General features: G+C 40.2%; 17 protein-coding genes. 2 read left to right on the forward strand and 15 right to left on the reverse strand.

Features of this window, described 5'->3' with window-relative positions:
• Positions 1-4: 4 nt before the first annotated feature.
• A complete protein-coding gene (locus tag EQM06_RS06550; RefSeq protein WP_128745571.1) occupies positions 5-1420 on the reverse strand; it encodes an MBOAT family O-acyltransferase in 1416 nt (471 codons plus the stop codon).
• Between the two features lie 21 nt (positions 1421-1441).
• Positions 1442-1993, reverse strand: coding sequence for a DUF6648 family protein (locus EQM06_RS06555; RefSeq protein ID WP_128745572.1), 552 nt, complete (start codon positions 1991-1993; stop codon positions 1442-1444).
• 218 nt (positions 1994-2211) lie between these two features.
• Here EQM06_RS06555 and EQM06_RS06560 point away from each other — a divergent pair, with 218 nt between their 5' ends.
• Positions 2212-3222, forward strand: a complete 1011-nt coding sequence (locus EQM06_RS06560) for a hypothetical protein (RefSeq protein ID WP_128745573.1) — start codon at positions 2212-2214, stop codon at positions 3220-3222.
• 77 nt (positions 3223-3299) lie between these two features.
• On the opposite strand, the gene EQM06_RS06565 is transcribed toward EQM06_RS06560, so the two are convergent.
• From EQM06_RS06565 to EQM06_RS06590, 6 genes are all read right to left on the reverse strand, one after another.
• A complete protein-coding gene (locus EQM06_RS06565) occupies positions 3300-4502 on the reverse strand; it encodes an ATP-binding protein (protein WP_128745574.1) in 1203 nt (400 codons plus the stop codon).
• A gap of 177 nt (positions 4503-4679) precedes the next feature.
• Positions 4680-4871 carry a DUF1858 domain-containing protein gene (locus EQM06_RS06570; RefSeq protein WP_128746813.1) on the reverse strand — a complete coding sequence of 64 codons (192 nt, stop codon included), beginning with the start codon at positions 4869-4871 and terminating at the stop codon, positions 4680-4682.
• A 133-nt stretch (positions 4872-5004) separates the two neighbouring features.
• Entirely contained in the window at positions 5005-5541 is a 537-nt protein-coding gene (locus EQM06_RS06575; protein WP_128745575.1) for a flavin reductase family protein, read from the reverse strand.
• A gap of 44 nt (positions 5542-5585) precedes the next feature.
• The gene (locus EQM06_RS06580) at positions 5586-6155 is read right to left on the reverse strand and encodes a hypothetical protein (protein WP_128745576.1); all 570 of its coding nucleotides are present in this window, start codon (positions 6153-6155) and stop codon (positions 5586-5588) included.
• Between the two features lie 68 nt (positions 6156-6223).
• Entirely contained in the window at positions 6224-6529 is a 306-nt protein-coding gene (locus EQM06_RS06585; RefSeq protein ID WP_128745577.1) for a DUF6506 family protein, read from the reverse strand.
• Positions 6530-6551: 22 nt separating this feature from the next.
• Positions 6552-7769, reverse strand: coding sequence for a MalY/PatB family protein (locus EQM06_RS06590; RefSeq protein ID WP_128745578.1), 1218 nt, complete (start codon positions 7767-7769; stop codon positions 6552-6554).
• Positions 7770-8008: 239 nt separating this feature from the next.
• Here EQM06_RS06590 and EQM06_RS06595 point away from each other — a divergent pair, with 239 nt between their 5' ends.
• Positions 8009-8836, forward strand: a complete 828-nt coding sequence (locus EQM06_RS06595; protein ID WP_128745579.1) for an undecaprenyl-diphosphate phosphatase — start codon at positions 8009-8011, stop codon at positions 8834-8836.
• Between the two features lie 90 nt (positions 8837-8926).
• On the opposite strand, the gene EQM06_RS06600 is transcribed toward EQM06_RS06595, so the two are convergent.
• From EQM06_RS06600 to EQM06_RS06630, 7 genes are all read right to left on the reverse strand, one after another.
• Entirely contained in the window at positions 8927-10684 is a 1758-nt protein-coding gene (locus EQM06_RS06600; protein WP_128745580.1) for an ABC transporter ATP-binding protein, read from the reverse strand.
• Positions 10681-12468 (reverse strand): ABC transporter ATP-binding protein, encoded by a 1788-nt coding sequence (locus tag EQM06_RS06605; protein WP_330548313.1) that lies wholly within the window; start codon positions 12466-12468, stop codon positions 10681-10683. The genes EQM06_RS06600 and EQM06_RS06605 overlap by 4 nt, the downstream gene beginning before the upstream one ends.
• Before the next feature lie 131 nt (positions 12469-12599).
• A complete protein-coding gene (locus tag EQM06_RS06610) occupies positions 12600-13598 on the reverse strand; it encodes a helix-turn-helix domain-containing protein (protein ID WP_128745581.1) in 999 nt (332 codons plus the stop codon).
• A 109-nt stretch (positions 13599-13707) separates the two neighbouring features.
• The gene (locus EQM06_RS06615) at positions 13708-14307 is read right to left on the reverse strand and encodes a TIGR03943 family putative permease subunit (RefSeq protein WP_128745582.1); all 600 of its coding nucleotides are present in this window, start codon (positions 14305-14307) and stop codon (positions 13708-13710) included.
• Entirely contained in the window at positions 14288-15121 is an 834-nt protein-coding gene (locus tag EQM06_RS06620) for a metal ABC transporter permease (RefSeq protein WP_128745583.1), read from the reverse strand. Before EQM06_RS06620 ends, EQM06_RS06615 begins: the two co-directional genes overlap by 20 nt.
• The gene (locus EQM06_RS06625) at positions 15118-15825 is read right to left on the reverse strand and encodes a metal ABC transporter ATP-binding protein (protein WP_128745584.1); all 708 of its coding nucleotides are present in this window, start codon (positions 15823-15825) and stop codon (positions 15118-15120) included. Before EQM06_RS06625 ends, EQM06_RS06620 begins: the two co-directional genes overlap by 4 nt.
• Positions 15826-16809 carry a metal ABC transporter substrate-binding protein gene (locus EQM06_RS06630; RefSeq protein WP_128745585.1) on the reverse strand — a complete coding sequence of 328 codons (984 nt, stop codon included), beginning with the start codon at positions 16807-16809 and terminating at the stop codon, positions 15826-15828.
• Positions 16810-16827: the final 18 nt, after the last annotated feature.

Raw genomic sequence — 16827 nt, forward strand, 5'->3', positions numbered from 1 at the left:
CTCCTTAAAAGTTAAAGTAGATGAATGGATTATAAGCACTCTTTAACATATAAGAAATACATGCAAAAAATAATACCATTAAAGCGATAACATATAGGATCTGAGCCGGCTTTGACTGAGCCGGTTTCGTCTTGGCCAGTTTCTTTGCAAAGGGTCTGGAAAATAATATACCAAAGAACAGGAATACGATGTATTCTTTGGTGCATACGATGGCGTCCGCATCAATAAATCCGCCGCCCCCCGGCACGAACATGGTCTTCAGATAAACAAGGGCATCTACGATATTGTCTGCTCTGAAAAGGACCCAGCCGAACATGACCAGAAGCATCGTATAAATATGCCGAAGTACGGAATGAGACTCCATTTTGTCCAATCCCACCGCCTTTTCTGCGGAAATAGATACGAAATACAGCAATCCCCAGCAAATAAAAGTCCAGTTCGCTCCATGCCACAGGCCGGTCAACGCCCATACCGCAAATACATTGAAAAATAACTGCTGCTTGGTTTTTACCCGGTTACCTCCTAATGGGATATAAACATAGTCTCTGAACCAGGAGCCTAAAGAAATATGCCACCTTCTCCAGAATTCTGTGGTAGATTTTGATATGTACGGATAGTTAAAGTTCTCCTTCGTATGGAAACCAAACATTCTTCCAAGTCCTATAGCCATATCCGAATAGCCTGAAAAATCATAGTAAATCTGTAAAGTATAGCATATAGCCCCCAGCCATGCCATTGCCAGAGATAAATCATCTGTCCCAAGGAGTTTAAAGGCCTTGTCCGCTACCAGAGCCAAATTGTTAGCCAGAAGAACTTTTTTGGACAGTCCTACTAAAAATCTGCAGACCCCTGCCGACACATCGTCAAAGCTTTCTTTTCTGTTTTCAATTTGGTCTGCAAAGTTCTCGTATCTTTCGATAGGCCCTGCCAGAAGCTGAGGGAAAAATGTAATATAGAGCCCTACATGAAGAGGATTTTTCTGAGCCGGTCCCTTTTCTTTATATACATCTATGACATAAGAGATGGCTTTAAATGTAAAAAAGGAAATGCCTATGGGCAATGCGATCTTAGGAATGGTGAAATCCAGACCGGTAATATACTGAATGTTTTTCATCGTAAACATCAGATATTTGAACACGAAAATAATGCTTAAATTATAAATAAGCATGAGGATAATGATTATTCTTGATTTGATTTTGTCCGCTCTGACCTTGGATAAAATAAGTCCGAACATCCAATTTGCCAAAACAGAAAGGATCAATAAAAAGACAAATTTAGGTGCTCCCCAGGCATAAAATCCCAAGCTTATAATCAATAAAAATATATTCTGCACGCTCCGGCTGAATCGGAATATGGTATAGTATAGAAATAATACTATGGGCAAGAAACAGCTTATAAAAATGATTGATGAAAACAGCATATGTTATATCTCCGTAATTTTCTAATATTTTTTGTTGACATAATTGTCTATCTTAGATCGTTTTCGTACGTCTTTGAATACACCTTCACGCTTCAGTTCATCCACAATCCCGGTATTGATCGTGTGCAAAATCACATCGTCGTAATCCAAAAGTACTATTTCAATTAATTTGTTGTTCAGATATTCTGATTTTGACTTAATATAATAAGCCTCTATATCCTCATAATTCAAATATCTTAAAAGCTTTATAATCGATTCATCTTTTTTATGATAATGATATTTTATTTTATTTTCTATCTCCCGGACCAGATCCGGATGTTTTTCTATCAGTTTTTTATCCCGAACCCGTAAGGTATTATATTTGGCCACCGCATTATAATATTGATAATTGTAAATGCCCTTTTCAAAGGAGTCTATTCGCTGGAAAGGTTTTAAATTCAGCCTTGTAATGAAGTAATAATGTTCTTCTATAAACTCCTTTTTGGTCAAATCCCCTTTCTGATATTTATAGATCAACGCCTTTCTATTGTCAAAGAATTCGTCGAAAGTAGTCTTTCGTACACCTACTGCCATGATTTTCTCTCCTAATTCATAATCTATAATTATATATGAAAGAAGCTGAAAATGCAAATTGCAGTAACACACTATTTCTAACTTTCATATACTAACTCATAAAGACTATCATGCCACATGAAGGAGGGAAATATATGAGTTGTTTCGGCAACAAAGTATCGCCGGACCTCTATCAGAATTGCTGCAACGCAAATACTCTCTGTGAGTTTAGCGGTAATATGGAAGATGTAGTAACGGAACCATTGTATGTTCAAAAAGTATACGATGCCGTATTATTTAATCTTCAAGGAATGAAAACTGTTCAGAATCAGAATTTTTCACCAAACTTACCAAGAGGCCACAGAGTTAAAAGAGTTTTAGACATACGCTGTAAGAGGTTCTTTAACCCAGGTAACATAGACGATTCAAAAAATCTAAGCTTAAATCTAAATACCACTATTTCCGGTGCTACTTTTTTACACAATGGTCAGGGCAACCCTATTGAGGTAGTAGGACCTGACGGAACTTTCTCAGAAAAAATATTATATGCAGATACAAGCGAATGTGACGAACAGTGTATGGGAACACCGGTTTTCGGCACACAGACGATTGATGTAACTGGAAATGTCCAGGTATTCATTGACTTACTGTTATGTGATAGAAATAACAACGAAGTAGTCTTTACAGTTTGCGCAGATGTAAACATAGCTACCAGCGCCCAACCATTAGTACTTACAAACTTCTTCGAAATCTGTATGCCATCTACGATCGATACAGCATTTCTCCCAAGATTTACCGAATTTTGCAATGCCGCATGTGAAACGAGACTCGCCACAAATAACTGCGGAAGAGATTTAGCAATCGGTCAAAATGGAGAGGTCTCTGCGAACCTTATCATAGCAATCTGTATAACCTGTGAAAAGAAGATAATCGTTCCAGTTCAGCTCTGTGTTCTTTCAACTGGTTTTGCACAGATCAGCCCTCAGGTAAATGCAGTATGCTCTACCTTCCCTTCCCTTTTCCCGAATCAGATCAAGGAAAGTGATACAGAGGAGAACTGTGAAGAAGTCAGCGGGGAAGAAGAAACTTGTGATCCTTGCAATCCTTATGGATCCAGGAATAGCAACTCGAATAGGAACTATAACAACAGCTGCAATAACTATTATGATGATGATGACGATGGCTGTAATGATTTTAGTAACAATCAATGCAGACCAAATAGGTCAAACCGCAGTCAGAATAGAAGATAACCTCTATTTTATAAGATCTATAGGAATAAAATCAGCAAAAAAAGGCACCGATCGGTGCCTTTTAAAATTTCCTTTGATTATTTATTTAAAAGCCATTCAATTAAGTTGATTTGCCGAATTCCTTCATAATTTACACCTGCACCTATTTCATCTAAAGTCAGCAGTATTTTAGGGTAATGGTCGGGTATCCTGCGTAATGGCTCTAATTCTCGTGCCAATGTTTTTTCATCTAATACCGTGGCAGAGACTTGATAATATGTGATACCATCCATATTGCTTGCAACAAAATCCACTTCTTTTTCCGCAAGCTTTCCAATGTTCACCTTGTACCCACGATGAATCAATTCCAAATATACGATATTTTCAATCAAGTGACCTATATCCGAAGCAGCAGATGACAGCAATATATTGCGAATCCCCGTGTCTACCAAATAATATTTACTCAAAGTTTTTAAATATTGTCTTCCCCTGATATCATATCGATCCGCTTTATAAAAAATATAGCTGTCGGTAAGTGCGCGAACATAATGATCAACAGTATTGACTGATATCTTTCTTCCGGCTGAATTTATGGTATCGCTTATTTTTTTAATTGAAATAGGACTGCCTATACTGCTTGCTATGGACTTTACTATATTTTCCAACAATGCAATATCAGTAATCCCCTCCCTCTTTGCCACATCTTTTATCAAAATTGTGTTATAAATACCGTCAATGTAGGCACGTACGGTCGCATCGCTTTGTTGCATACTTGCAACATATGGAAAAGAACCATATCTAAGATATTGATTGAATTTTTCTCTTACCGTCAGAGTTGCCCTTGGGTCTGCTTCACAGTATTCATAGAAAGAAAACGGAAGCATATCAATGGTAATATACCTGCCAGACAAAAGAGTTGCAAGTTCTCCCGACAGCATATACGCATTAGAGCCCGTAATATAGACATCAACATTCTCCTTAATAAATAGGCTGTCCACAGCTTTTTCAAACTGCTGACAATTTTGTACCTCATCAATGAACACATAGCTGTATTTATCTTTACAAAGCTTTTCTTTTATATATTGATAAAGACTCTTATAGTTCAAAAGTTCCTCATAATCGATGTCCTCTAAGTTGATTGATATAATTTGCTCATCAGATACACCTACAGATTTTAAATAGTTGATATATAATGAAAAAAGAGTGGACTTACCACATCGTCTGACTCCTGTAACCACTTTGATAATTTGTTTTTCTCGATTAATAATTAGTTGTTGCAAATATTCTTTTCTTTGAATCATTCATAACACCTCGCTTTTATCAAAGTATATCATTTCAACGTATAGGAGTCAAAGTTTTTTCTCAAACCAGAAAAAACTTTATAATTCGACATTGTTTTTTCTTTAATGGATATATTGAAAACAGGAATAGAATCAACAAAAAGGCACCGATCGGTGCCTTTTAAAATTTAAGAAGACCTAAGCTTCTTTATTCAAGTTCTCCAAAAGCTTATCCACATCAATTCCATGAACCATTGCAGCTTCCTCCAGCGTTTCTGCCTGCGCAGAAGGGCAGCCCAAACAGCCCATACCAAATTCGCCCAATATCTGAACGGATTTTGCATGATTTCTTACGACTTCTCCAATTGTCATATCTTTTGTTATTGTCATCATCATAACCTCCATAATTTTAATAGTTGCGTTATCCCCTATCGTATAAATAGGATCTTGTCCTTATCCGGAACAGTCTTTATTTATTATACCCACATTTGTCTCATAAAAACAAACGTCTTATAATTTTATCTTACTCAATAATATACGCACTCACGATTTCTCCGTAATAAGCTGTATGGAAGTCTTTATTAGACCCATGGAAGGAGCTGTCAACATCCGGGGGATAAAATTCTCTCCTATTTTCTTCGGTTATTGCCTCTTCCTCTTGTTTTTGTTTATATACCACTTTGCATTCCAGCGTTAAGGGGAGCTCCCGAATCGCCGGAACGGAAATTTGCTCCGGTGTTTCCAGAGTCAAACCAAGCTCTTTAATTTTATCGATGTCTCTGCCAGACTTTGTACCGCAAAGTCCCAATATATTTTTATTGTAAGCACCATATGGTATATTTATTGTAAATTCAGGATTTTTTTCCAGCTGAGCTTTGGTAAAACGATTTTCTCGTACAAAAACAGTAAAAATCGGCTTTCCCCACTCAATGCCTAAAGTTCCCCATGAAATAGTCATGGAATTTACCTTTTCCCCTGCTTTCGTAGTCAGTAGAACGCCTGTCTGAACAGCCTTCATAATTTCATTCGCATAATCAAATAATTCAATTTGTTTTTTCATAAAATAATCCTCCCTAACATCTTCTCAACTCATAGCTATAATTTTTATTTTCTTGCATACGTCAAATATTCTATTAACCCTTTAGAATAACAATCTCCCATTTTTAAAGCCTGTTTCAAATTTCTATCATAGATCTCAATATTTTTTACGTAGTCTTTGTTTAAAAAAGCAGTTGATTCATCTATATTCATTTGAATAAACTGATGGATTAAGGTCTTCCATTCACTCTCCAGCCAAAAAGGATTGACTCGTGAGAAAAAAGCAGCTCCCTGATTTCCGTTTTCATATAAACGTTCTATATATTCGTCTACATCCTCCCCGTTGATCTGTGCGTCCACCAATTCTTTAAAAAGGCTGACGTACTCCGACAACAGTTGAACGTACTGCTCCTCATTTTGTTGTCCGAATATTAATCCGATAATATACCCGTTTTTTGATACCATAGCATCTATTTTCTCTTCTACCGCTGATTTATTGTCAAAATTGGAATAAACACTTATTAAATAAGCATGGATCCAAGTAGCCAAATCTCTCCAGACCATTCTGGATTCAAAGATCAGGTTCATCTGGTTTTCCGGAATATAAGAACCTTCAAGTCTTTTGGGCGATTTCATTGAATGCACTCCTCTCCTTCTACTTCTTATAGCATATTATCCGGAGGTTAAATTTGACACTGTTGATCTCATCCAAAATTTGAAAAGAATTTGGCAAATAAGTCATTCTGAGAAGCTTCATTCGTTACATAACCAATCGCAATTTTATTGTGCGTTCTTTCTATCAGCTGCTGCGCCTTTTCTTTTCCAAAGGCTCCGCACAATTCAATGGCACCGACGCCTTCTTTTTCTAATATAGAAACTTTATCGCACGCTTCCTCAAAGCTCCGAACTGTCAAAATATAGGTGATCTGTTTTTCTGTTTCAAAGCAGGCTTTATGCTCCTCCGGATCGTAATGGCTTCCCATCAGCAAAAATACATATTTCTTTTTCATGTTTTATCCGCCTCCATTCTGTTTACTTATTTTGATTTTGTTCATGAATAGCATGGGCTATTCGTTTAAGCCCTTCCTTAAGAAGAGCGCGGGGCATGGCCAGATTCAGCCTTACAAAACCCTTGGCGTTATTCACGAACAGCGCATCTCCCCCTTCCAGCAGCACACCCGCTTTCTGTGCAAAAAACAAGGGCAGATTTTCAATATCCGGCAGACAAGCATTCAGATCCACCCAAGCCAGATAAGTAGCTTCCGGAACACAGCAAACGGCTTCCGGAACATTCTGTTTAAAAAATTCCGCACAGTAGTTGAAATTTCCGTCCAGATAATCTTTCAGCTGTTCCAGCCAGTCTGCCCCTTTCTCATACGCCGTCTGGTTAGCTGTCAGGGAAAGAGGATTAATATCTCCGCCGGCACTGCTGTTACGGCGAAAGGCTCTTCTTAGTGCCGAATCTCTTATAATGATATTGGAAAAATTCATCCCTGCCATATTAAAGGTCTTACTTGCAGCCATGCAGGTCACTAATTTCTTATATTCCGGCATGACTTTGCCCAGCGGTATATGCTTCTTCCCCTGCCTTATCAGATCACAGTGTATTTCATCTGAAATGACCCAGAGATCATACGTTTCGATAATAGCTGCCACTTTGCCCAATTCTTCTTCTGTCCACATTCTTCCTGTAGGATTGTGCGGATTGCACCACAGAACCATTTTTACCTTTGGATCAGCCGCCTTTTTTTCAAAATCATCAAAGTCAACGGTAAAGTATCCCTTTTCATATTTTAAATCAGAGCATACCAGTTCTCTGTTGTTGAAGTCGGCAGCATGTTTAAAAAAGCCATAAGCGGGAGTCGTAATCAGCATTTTTTCATCCGCCGCCACGGTTTCCTTCACCAACCCATATAGAGCCGGAATGATTCCCGGAGAGAAAACCAATTCTTCCTTGGGGAAGCTCCAGTCATAAAGTCTTTTGCACCAGTCGTTTAAAGCATTGTAGTAGCCCGGATCATAAATCTTGGTATACCCAAAAATTCTTTGATCTACTCTTTTTTTGATTGCATCACAAATTTCCGGCGGGGTGGCAAACTCCATATCCGCTACCCACATACGAATAAATTCGTCATCAGCAAAGGGAAACTCTATGTCCGGATATTCATTGAAAAGGTATGATCTAAACCCTTCAACATTCTGTGAATTGGTATTTCTTCTGTCTATAATTTCATCAAAATTATATTTCATTTCTCTCCTCCTCTTCATCCTATATTGTTTAAAGTATATAATATTGGACATCATATTTCAATAAAACAAACTGTCCTATTTTTTAGCGTCCACAGCAATGCCGCTTAAAATTTTATTCCAATATATTCTTTGATTATACAGGATTATATGGTAAAATGAAAAAGCATGTTTTAGAAGGGGTTCTATACAGCAATCAAATAATTTTAGCAATAAATTGGAATTAGGAGGAAAGAAAAAACATGGAATTTATTGAAATATTAAAAGCGATTATTTTAGGGATTGTAGAAGGCATCACAGAATGGCTTCCGATCAGCAGTACCGGACACATGATTCTGGTGGACGAATTTTTAAAGCTGAATATGTCACCGGCCTTTAAGGAAATGTTTTTGGTCGTGATACAGCTTGGAGCCATCATGGCTGTCGTGGTCTTGTACTGGAGAAAGCTCTGGCCTATCACTAAAAAGTACAGCAGACTAACGGTTCGATGGGATGTGGTATCGATTTGGATGAAAATTTTGGTTGCCTGTGTTCCGGCGGCAATTATTGGATTTTTATACGACGATCTGATCGAAGAGCTGTTCTTTAATTATAAAACCGTTGCTGTTACATTGATTGTCTATGGTATTTTATTTATTGTTATCGAATCAAGAAATCACAACAGATTTCCGCAAGTCAATGAGATTTCACAAATTACATACAAAACAGCATTGATTATCGGAATATTTCAGCTGCTTTCACTGATACCCGGCACCTCCCGTTCCGGAGCCACCATTCTTGGTGCGATCCTAATTGGAACCTCCAGAACAGTTGCTGCTGAATTTACGTTTTATCTGGCCATTCCCGTTATGTTCGGAGCCAGTCTGCTGAAAATGCTGAAGTTTGGTTTTACTTTTACCAGTATGGAGATAACGGTTCTTGCAACCGGTACGATCGTGGCCTTCTTCGTGTCTATACTGGCCATCAAATTCCTGATGGGCTATATTAAAAAGCATGATTTTAAAGTGTTCGGCTGGTATCGAATCCTACTGGGAATTGCGGTCCTTGCGTATTTCTCATGGATCGGATAAAGCCTTATTAAGTAAACAGGAATTCAATTATAAAAGGAATACTGCTCAAGAATAAACAGAGCGGTATTCCTTTTTTATTCAACTATGCAGCTATACAGTCCACTCCGCCGACTTGGTCTGTAAGCTCCACAGCCTCTGATATAATCCGCCTTGGTTCAGCAGTTCCTCATGGGTTCCTTCTTCCGCTATTTTTCCTTCGGAAAGCACCACAATATGATCTGCTCCCGCTATGGTTCTCATCCTATGTGCAATGACCAGTACGGTCTTATTCTGGACCAGTCTGGATATGGCCTGTTGGACTTTTGATTCATTTTCCACGTCAAGAGAGGCCGTCGCTTCATCCAAAAGAATAATAGGTGCATTCTTGAGGAGTGCTCTGGCGATGGAAATTCGCTGTCTTTCCCCTCCGGAAAGCGTGGATCCGTTCTCTCCGATAATTGTATGATATCCCTGCGGCATTTTTCCGACAAACTCGTCACACATGGCCAGCTTAGCGGCTTGCATGACTTCCTGATCCGTTGCTCCTCTCCTTCCCAGACGGATATTTTCCAGAACCGTATTATTGAATAAAACTACATCCTGAAATACAATGGCATAATTTTTCAGCAGTTCCTCCGGCTCTATCTGGGCTATATCGTTTCCGCCAACAGTAATCCGTCCGGATTGTATATCCCAGAAGCGAGCCGCCAGTTTGGATACCGTGCTTTTTCCTCCTCCGGACGGTCCCACCAGTGCCGTCACTTCCCCTTGCCTGGCAATAAAGCTAATGCCCTCCAAAACCTTATTTTTTCTGTCTTTCTCCTGAGCATCATAAGAAAAGCACACCTGTTCAAACTGAATATCATACGATTTAAAATCAGCCGGATCTTCGCCTTTCTGTATTTTTTGGTTATTAATTTCTTTCATTCGGTCAATCTTTACTTCCGTAGAAAAAATAGCTGCCAGATTTTGTAATGCGATGGCCAGCGGATCAAAGACCCGCGATGCCCCGATCAGGAAAAGAAGAAAGGTCAGAAAATCCACTTTACCGGAAGCGATTTGCTTTGCTCCCACCAGAACCAGCGTCGCCACGCCTACCCGGAGCAGCATCTGAGAAGACACTACAAAAATCGCAGTGACCAGTTCCGTTTTAATGTTGATCTTTTCCGATTCCTGTAACAGGACATCCATCTTGACCAGATAAGATTCTGATTGATTATTTGCCTTGATTTCCCGCACCATTTCCAGACACTCCTGAATACTGTCCGCACGCTCCAATTTAGATTCCTCATATAGTTTATTCATCTTATCCTGTTGTTTTTTCCCTGCCATCGTAACGGCAAAAGCTACCGGAATGACCCACAGCAAGGATAACGCCAGCTCCCATCCGCACAAAAAGAGCCCGATGCTTATAAAAATCAATGAGAATACCGCCCCAAGCAGTTCCGGTATAAAATGGGAAAAGGCTGTCTCCATCCCGGCACAATCTGCCATAATCGTTGTAGTCAGATCGGATAAATCCTTTTTTCCAAAAAAGGAAAGCGGAATTTTTCGCAATTTTTCCGCTATAGAAATTCGCTGGTCTGCACTTTCTTCGTAAGAAGCAAGAAATGTGGCATTATACTGTATTCGTTGAAATATCCAAATAATAGCAAGGAGCAGAACGGAAACAGCAACATAAACATAAACCGGCAGAACCTCATCAGAGCCGCCCGTATATTTTACGGTCAATGCTTTCAAGACCAGATATAAAAGGCCTACCGGAAGCATGAAACTGAGGTCGGTCAAGGTGCATGCCACAGCGGCCTTCATCAAATCCTTTGCCCCCTTTTCACTCAATGCAAATTTATTTCTAAAAAATTGAATCATTTTACCTTCCCTTTCCCTTCTTTTACCTTCCAAGCAACAGACATCTGATACTCGTTCCACATTCTGTGATACAGCCCGGCCTTTTCCAGCAGCTCTGCATGGGTGCCTTTTTCCTGAATTTTACCATTTTCCATCACCAGAATCTGATCTGCATGCTGAATCGTGGAAAGTCTGTGCGCAATCATCAGTACGGTTTTATCCTTGGTAAGGACTTCAAAAGCCTGCTGAATCTTGTATTCGTTTTCAGGGTCTGCAAAAGCTGTAGCTTCGTCCAGTAAAACAATCGGCGCGTCCTTTAAGATAGCCCTGGCCAAAGCGATTCGCTGCGCCTCGCCTCCGGACAAATAAGTTCCCTTACTCCCCACCACCGTATCGATGCCATCGGGCATTTTTTCAAAAATCTCCTCACACTGAGCCGCTTTTGCAGCTTTCATGACCTGCTCTCTCGTGGCCTCCGGTCTGGAAAAACGAATATTTTCAAACAGACTCATTTTAAAAAGCTTTGTATTTTGAAATACAAAGGATATTTTATTCATCAGCTCTTCCGTTGGAATGGTTCTCACATCGATTCCTCCTATGGTAATGCTTCCTTGATCTATATCAAAAAAACGCGGGATGAGAGAAGCCGCCGTAGTTTTTCCTCCACCCGACGGACCTACCAATGCTGCCGTGCTCCCTTCTTTTATACGGAGAGATACGTGTTCCACTGCGATCCGCTCTGTCCCCGGATACGAAAAGGTCACATCGTGAAATTCTATATCCGAACCTGTACAAAACCTTCCGGCATTCCCTACAGGCTGTTCTAAAATCTGTTCTTCTAAAATGCTGTTGATCCTAGCCGCCGCATCTCTGGCGAGCATAAGATTTTCACTTGTAAACATGATTTTATTCATGACCACGGTAATAATCGGCGTAAAGATACAATAAAAAATAAAATCTGAAAGAAATTTCTGCGGATTTGCCGCTGAGGCTATCAGCAGTATGCCCGCAGGAATCAGCAGTGCAAAAACACTATTAATGGCCACTGTAAAGTTGCACATGGGGATGCGCAAGCTGATCGTATAATTGACCGCCCATTTTTTATACCGAAGGATGGCCTCATGAAAATTTTTAAATGAAAAAACAGTCTGTCCAAAGGTTTTGACCACCGGTATTCCCCTTATGTATTCTACCGCTTCATTATTCATATCTTCTAAAGCATTTTGATACTCTCTCATGGATTCCACCATGTTAGCTCCCATCATGGCGTTCAAAAAGAATGCGCCGATTACAATAGGAATCAGACTGATCAGCCCCATTCTAAAGTCAAATACCATCAGCAGAACCAGCATGGCGACAGGGGTCACCAAAGCACCGGTAAGATCCGGAAGCATATGAGCCAGAAACGTTTCCGTCTGCCCGGAGCTTTCATCAATAATCCTTCTCAGCTTACCCGTTCCATTGGCATCAAAATATCCGAGAGGAAGTCTGAGAATGTGATGCAGGGCCTCACTTCTCATATTTCTTGCCGTACGAAATGCGGCAATATGCGTACACATCAAAGCAGCGAAGTATACCACGATTCCCACAACAGAGAACCCCACAGCAATCCATCCATACTGCTCCAAGTTTCTTGCTGCTGCAGCATTCGGCAGCACCTTAAGAATTTCATATGCAACCTTCCATATGCACAGAAACGGCACCAACACCAGTATGGAACTGATACCTGACAATATACAGCCAAGATAAGTCAGATATTTATGCATTCCCGCAAAGTCCAGTATTCCTTTTTTTTTTTCTTTCACTATATTACCTCCATCGGTTAGCTATAGCTAACCATCAACCTTTTTAAAAGCACCTAATCAGGTGCTTGTTTTCTTATCTGTTCTCTATTTTATTCGTATAAAGACGCATTATCTACTCCAAAAAAGTAGTTTTAGCTCCATTCGGACATTTTATCGTGCAGGAAATATTGCTTGCCTTCCCTGTTCTGTCTGAACTCTCTGGGGGTCATCCCCATAACATCTTTGAACGCCGCCGCAAATTTGCTTCCATTCTCATAACCGACGCAGTTTGCTATATGCAAAATCGTATGTTCTGTTTCAAGAAGCATTTTAGCCGCCGCACTCATACGGTACCTTTTTATGTATGAATAAATCCCGCTGCCGAACACCCCTTTAAAGCAGCTTTTCATGGCGGTAAGAGCCATCTCATGCTCCGCCGCCAGCTGCTCCAGCGTATATTTTTTATCCATATGCTCTGTAATCTGTTTTTGTATTATCTTAATCTTTTCTACCTGACCTCTGGGAAAATAAACGCTTGGTTGATTGGTTTCCCCTCCTATGGTGCTTAAAAATAAAAGTACCTCCAGTACCTTCAACTTAAAATAATCCTTTCTGATCTGCTCCGGCAGGCAATAGAGCTCAAAAAAGATGTGCTCGGCCCATTCCGGTTCACGGATGAGGAAGAATCCTCTTCTGCCGCATAAAGCTCTGCAAATCTGTTCTAGGTTAATCTGACCTGTCCCAAAATGATGATCCAGCTCCCTTTGTGCCAATTTCGGAACAACCGTAATAGACACCCCGTGATAATGGGATATGGGGAAATACGAATGGTGACGCGTCCCTTCTTTTCGGTTCACAGAAAAATCTCCGTCTGCCATATAGAGATAATCTCCATTCTGAAACTCGCATTCAATCCTTCCTTCTCTGCAGTGATTGATCTCGAAAACTTCCTCCGATGGGTTGATATCAACAGAGAATTCCTGCATGTGTACCTCATTATATACGACAGTAATTCCCTCAAACACTTCATAGCTGATCATCTTGGCGTTTCCCGTTTCATCTGTGATCTGATAGACGGACCGATCGGCTCTTCTGTTTAAAACCTGAACACCTTCTCCGTACAAGGATTTTTCCTCCAAGGTCGGCTTCACAGAAATCACCTCCCGCTATTCTCCGCTTCCTTTATCCCTTCGTCCAACTCCTATTAGTTAGCATATACTAACTAATAGGAGTTGTCAATAACTGCAAAAATAATATCGTTTAATTGGTTACAGTAGTTTTTCCGGCGGTATCCATTTTTTGAATTTCTAAAGCTTCAATATAGTAAAACGGGCCGTCTACACTGTCGTCCCCTGCTCGCAGAATTCCCCGGACCCGAATCCAGTCCTTTCCGGACTTATACTGGGTCATATCTTCATCTGACAAAATTTCGAAGGAAACATAACCCCCGCTGCAATAAGGGCACGAAGGCCCAAACCGTCCTATTAAATCGTATGGCTGGTAGTCTCCGATATAAAAGCCTTCTATTTCCACAGTCTTGTCTTTATATTGTCCGAAATTCATATACCAGTCATTTATCTGTGTGGCATAATAATTGTCCCCAACCATAATATCTATTTTTTTGTCAAAAGCTTTTTTATCCGCTTCAATATCACAATCGTATGTAGAATTTTCTTTTACGACAGCCTTATTGTTTTCCGCTGTCTTTTTTGATATTGCCTGTGACGAAGTAATGTCAGGGCTGTTTATTTTTTTATTTGAAGCTGCACTCTGGCTGTTTGTGCATCCGGTAAAAAGCCCGATGCTTAGCACCAGCGATACAAAGAGCATAAGCTTCCTTTTATTTTTCATTTTGAACATGCTCCCGCCCCCTTTCTATTAGTGAAAAGACAAGGAATACAATAATATTGATAATCACAATACTGGCTCCTGTGGGGGTGGAATATTCATAAGAAATAAAAATTCCCGTTAAAAAACAAACAATGGAAACGAATACCGAACTGATGATAACCGTCTTAAATTTTTTGCATATTCTCATGGAGCTCAAGGAAGGGAAAACAATTAAGCTGGAAATCAGTAAGGTTCCCATCATCCGCATGCCCAAAACAACTGTCACGGCGGTCAACAGAGCGATGATCATATTATACAGATTGCTGTTCGTGCCGGTTGCCTTTGCAAAATTTTCATCAAAGGTCACCGCAAATATTCTCGGATAAAAGGCGACAAACAAAATGATTACAGCAGCTGATAATATAACGGATATTTTTACATCTGCAGGGCTCATAGCAAGAATACTTCCAAACATATAGTTACATACATCCGTATTCATACCTGTCGTAACAGACACAGTCATAACACCCACTGCCAGGGCTCCGCTGCACATTAATGCGGTTGCCGCATCTCCTTTGATCTTACTGTTTTCATTCATTCTCAGCAGGAGGAAAGCAGAGAATACACAGATTGGAATAGCTACGGTAAGCGGTGCCAGATTCGTTACATAAGCCACAGCCAATGCGGCAAAGCCTACATGGGATAATCCATCTCCAATCATGGAATAGCGCTTCAAAACCAGACTGGTTCCAAGAAGTGCTGCGCACAGGGAGACCAACACGCCTACGATCACTGCCCTCAGCATAAACGGATAAGAAAACATCTCTGTGATAATCTGTATCATAAAGCAGTCCCTCCTAAAAATCGTATACCAATAACACTCCTGCAATATTCCTCCTTTGTCCCGAAGAAAAGCTGCTTCTTTCCCAAATGCAAAATGTGGCTGGCAAAATCCACCGCACCTTTTACGTCATGGGAAACCATAATAACCGTCATCTTCTCTTTTACATTCAACTCTTTTACCATATTGTAAAATTCCATAGACATGATAGGGTCCAGACCGGTAATCGGTTCATCCAATAAAATCAACTTTTTGGCGGCACATAACGCCCTTGCCAGCAGAACTCTCTGCTGCTGTCCGCCTGAAAGTTCTCGGTAGCACTGGTTTTTTAAAGAAAGAAGCTCTAATTTTTTCATATTCTCTATGGCAGCTTCCTTGTCCTTCTTGCTGTAAAACAGCTTTTTCCCGCAGCTGTTCAGTCTTCCAGACAAAACCACTTCATACACGCTTGCCGGGAAATCTTTCTGTACCGGAGTCTGCTGTGGAAGGTATCCGATCTCATTCTGAGCAAGTCCCTCTCCGGTTATGATATTGCCGGAGAAAGTTTTTTTAAGATTCAATATTCCTTTTATCAAGGTGCTTTTTCCGGCTCCATTTTCTCCCACAATACAGAGATAATCTCCCTGGTTCACTGAAAAATCAATATCAGACAAAATTACATTTCCTTCATAGGCAAAAGAAACATTCTGGCAGGTTAATAGACTCATTTAATTCAATGCCTCCTTCAATGCCTCTACATTGTGCTTCATCAGATCGATATAAGTCACTCCCGATTCAAAATCATCCCTGCTGACATTATGAACCGCATTCAGCAGCTCACTTTTTGCTCCTGTAGTTTCACAAATAGAATCACATATTTTTTCATTGGACAGCTCTATGTGGAAAACTACCGGAATCTTATCCTGTTTCACTTTATTCGTCAGAAAAGCGATCGTTGCAGCATTTGCCTCCGTATCCGTAGAGCATCCCGGGAAAGCAGCATAATAAGTAAGACCGTATTCATCCGCAAAATAACGGAATGGGAAACGATCAGCAACAATAATTTCTTTACGCTTTGCCTGATCTACTACGTCCTGAAACTCACCGTCCAGCTGCTCTAATTCTGAAAGATACTGTTTTGTATTCTGTTTATAGGCCTCTGCATGTTCCGGATCCAATTCACATAAATTGTCGCAGAGCTTTTGTACTATTTTCATGGTATTCTTCGGAGAAGTCCATACATGTTCATCATATTCCGGTTCTGCTTCACCGACCTGAGGTTCTTCCTCCTCTTCCGGCGTCATTCCCTCAACTACCTCTTCCTCTGCTAAATCTACACAATCCATAAGGGTTACGATCTTCGTTTTGCTGCTGTCCACTGAATCCATTATATTCGCCACCCATTCATCCGAATCCCCGCCTACATAAACGAACATGTCCGATTTCTGTATATCTTTGATATCCTGAGGAGTGGGCTCAAAACTGTGGCTTTCCGCTCCCGGGGACAACAGCATAGTCAGATTCAGGTAATCCCCGCCGATCTGACGCAGAAAATCGTATTCAGGAAAAATCGTTGCAACCACATTCAGTTTTTTAGCATCTGCAGAATTTTGCGAAGAATCATTGGATTTTAAAAAAGAGCATGAAGACATAAGCCCCGCTGCCAAAGCAATAATGAGCACAATTAAAAATACCTTATTCAATTTTTTCATAAATAAACCTCCGAAATT

Origin of the sequence: Aminipila luticellarii (assembly GCF_004103735.1) — a bacterium.
Taxonomy (GTDB): domain Bacteria; phylum Bacillota; class Clostridia; order Peptostreptococcales; family Anaerovoracaceae; genus Aminipila; species Aminipila luticellarii.

Coding starts and splice junctions, on each gene's coding strand:
- EQM06_RS06595 (WP_128745579.1), top strand. CDS start 8,009: ATGGAATTTATTGAAATATTAAAAGCGATTATTTTAGGGATTGTAGAA.
- EQM06_RS06590 (WP_128745578.1), bottom strand. CDS start 7,769: ATGAAATATAATTTTGATGAAATTATAGACAGAAGAAATACCAATTCA.
- EQM06_RS06630 (WP_128745585.1), bottom strand. CDS start 16,809: ATGAAAAAATTGAATAAGGTATTTTTAATTGTGCTCATTATTGCTTTG.
- EQM06_RS06615 (WP_128745582.1), bottom strand. CDS start 14,307: ATGTTCAAAATGAAAAATAAAAGGAAGCTTATGCTCTTTGTATCGCTG.
- EQM06_RS06585 (WP_128745577.1), bottom strand. CDS start 6,529: ATGAAAAAGAAATATGTATTTTTGCTGATGGGAAGCCATTACGATCCG.
- EQM06_RS06555 (WP_128745572.1), bottom strand. CDS start 1,993: ATGGCAGTAGGTGTACGAAAGACTACTTTCGACGAATTCTTTGACAAT.
- EQM06_RS06570 (WP_128746813.1), bottom strand. CDS start 4,871: ATGACAATAACAAAAGATATGACAATTGGAGAAGTCGTAAGAAATCAT.
- EQM06_RS06565 (WP_128745574.1), bottom strand. CDS start 4,502: ATGATTCAAAGAAAAGAATATTTGCAACAACTAATTATTAATCGAGAA.
- EQM06_RS06580 (WP_128745576.1), bottom strand. CDS start 6,155: ATGAAATCGCCCAAAAGACTTGAAGGTTCTTATATTCCGGAAAACCAG.
- EQM06_RS06550 (WP_128745571.1), bottom strand. CDS start 1,420: ATGCTGTTTTCATCAATCATTTTTATAAGCTGTTTCTTGCCCATAGTA.
- EQM06_RS06620 (WP_128745583.1), bottom strand. CDS start 15,121: ATGATACAGATTATCACAGAGATGTTTTCTTATCCGTTTATGCTGAGG.
- EQM06_RS06560 (WP_128745573.1), top strand. CDS start 2,212: ATGGAAGATGTAGTAACGGAACCATTGTATGTTCAAAAAGTATACGAT.
- EQM06_RS06600 (WP_128745580.1), bottom strand. CDS start 10,684: ATGATTCAATTTTTTAGAAATAAATTTGCATTGAGTGAAAAGGGGGCA.
- EQM06_RS06625 (WP_128745584.1), bottom strand. CDS start 15,825: ATGAGTCTATTAACCTGCCAGAATGTTTCTTTTGCCTATGAAGGAAAT.
- EQM06_RS06575 (WP_128745575.1), bottom strand. CDS start 5,541: ATGAAAAAACAAATTGAATTATTTGATTATGCGAATGAAATTATGAAG.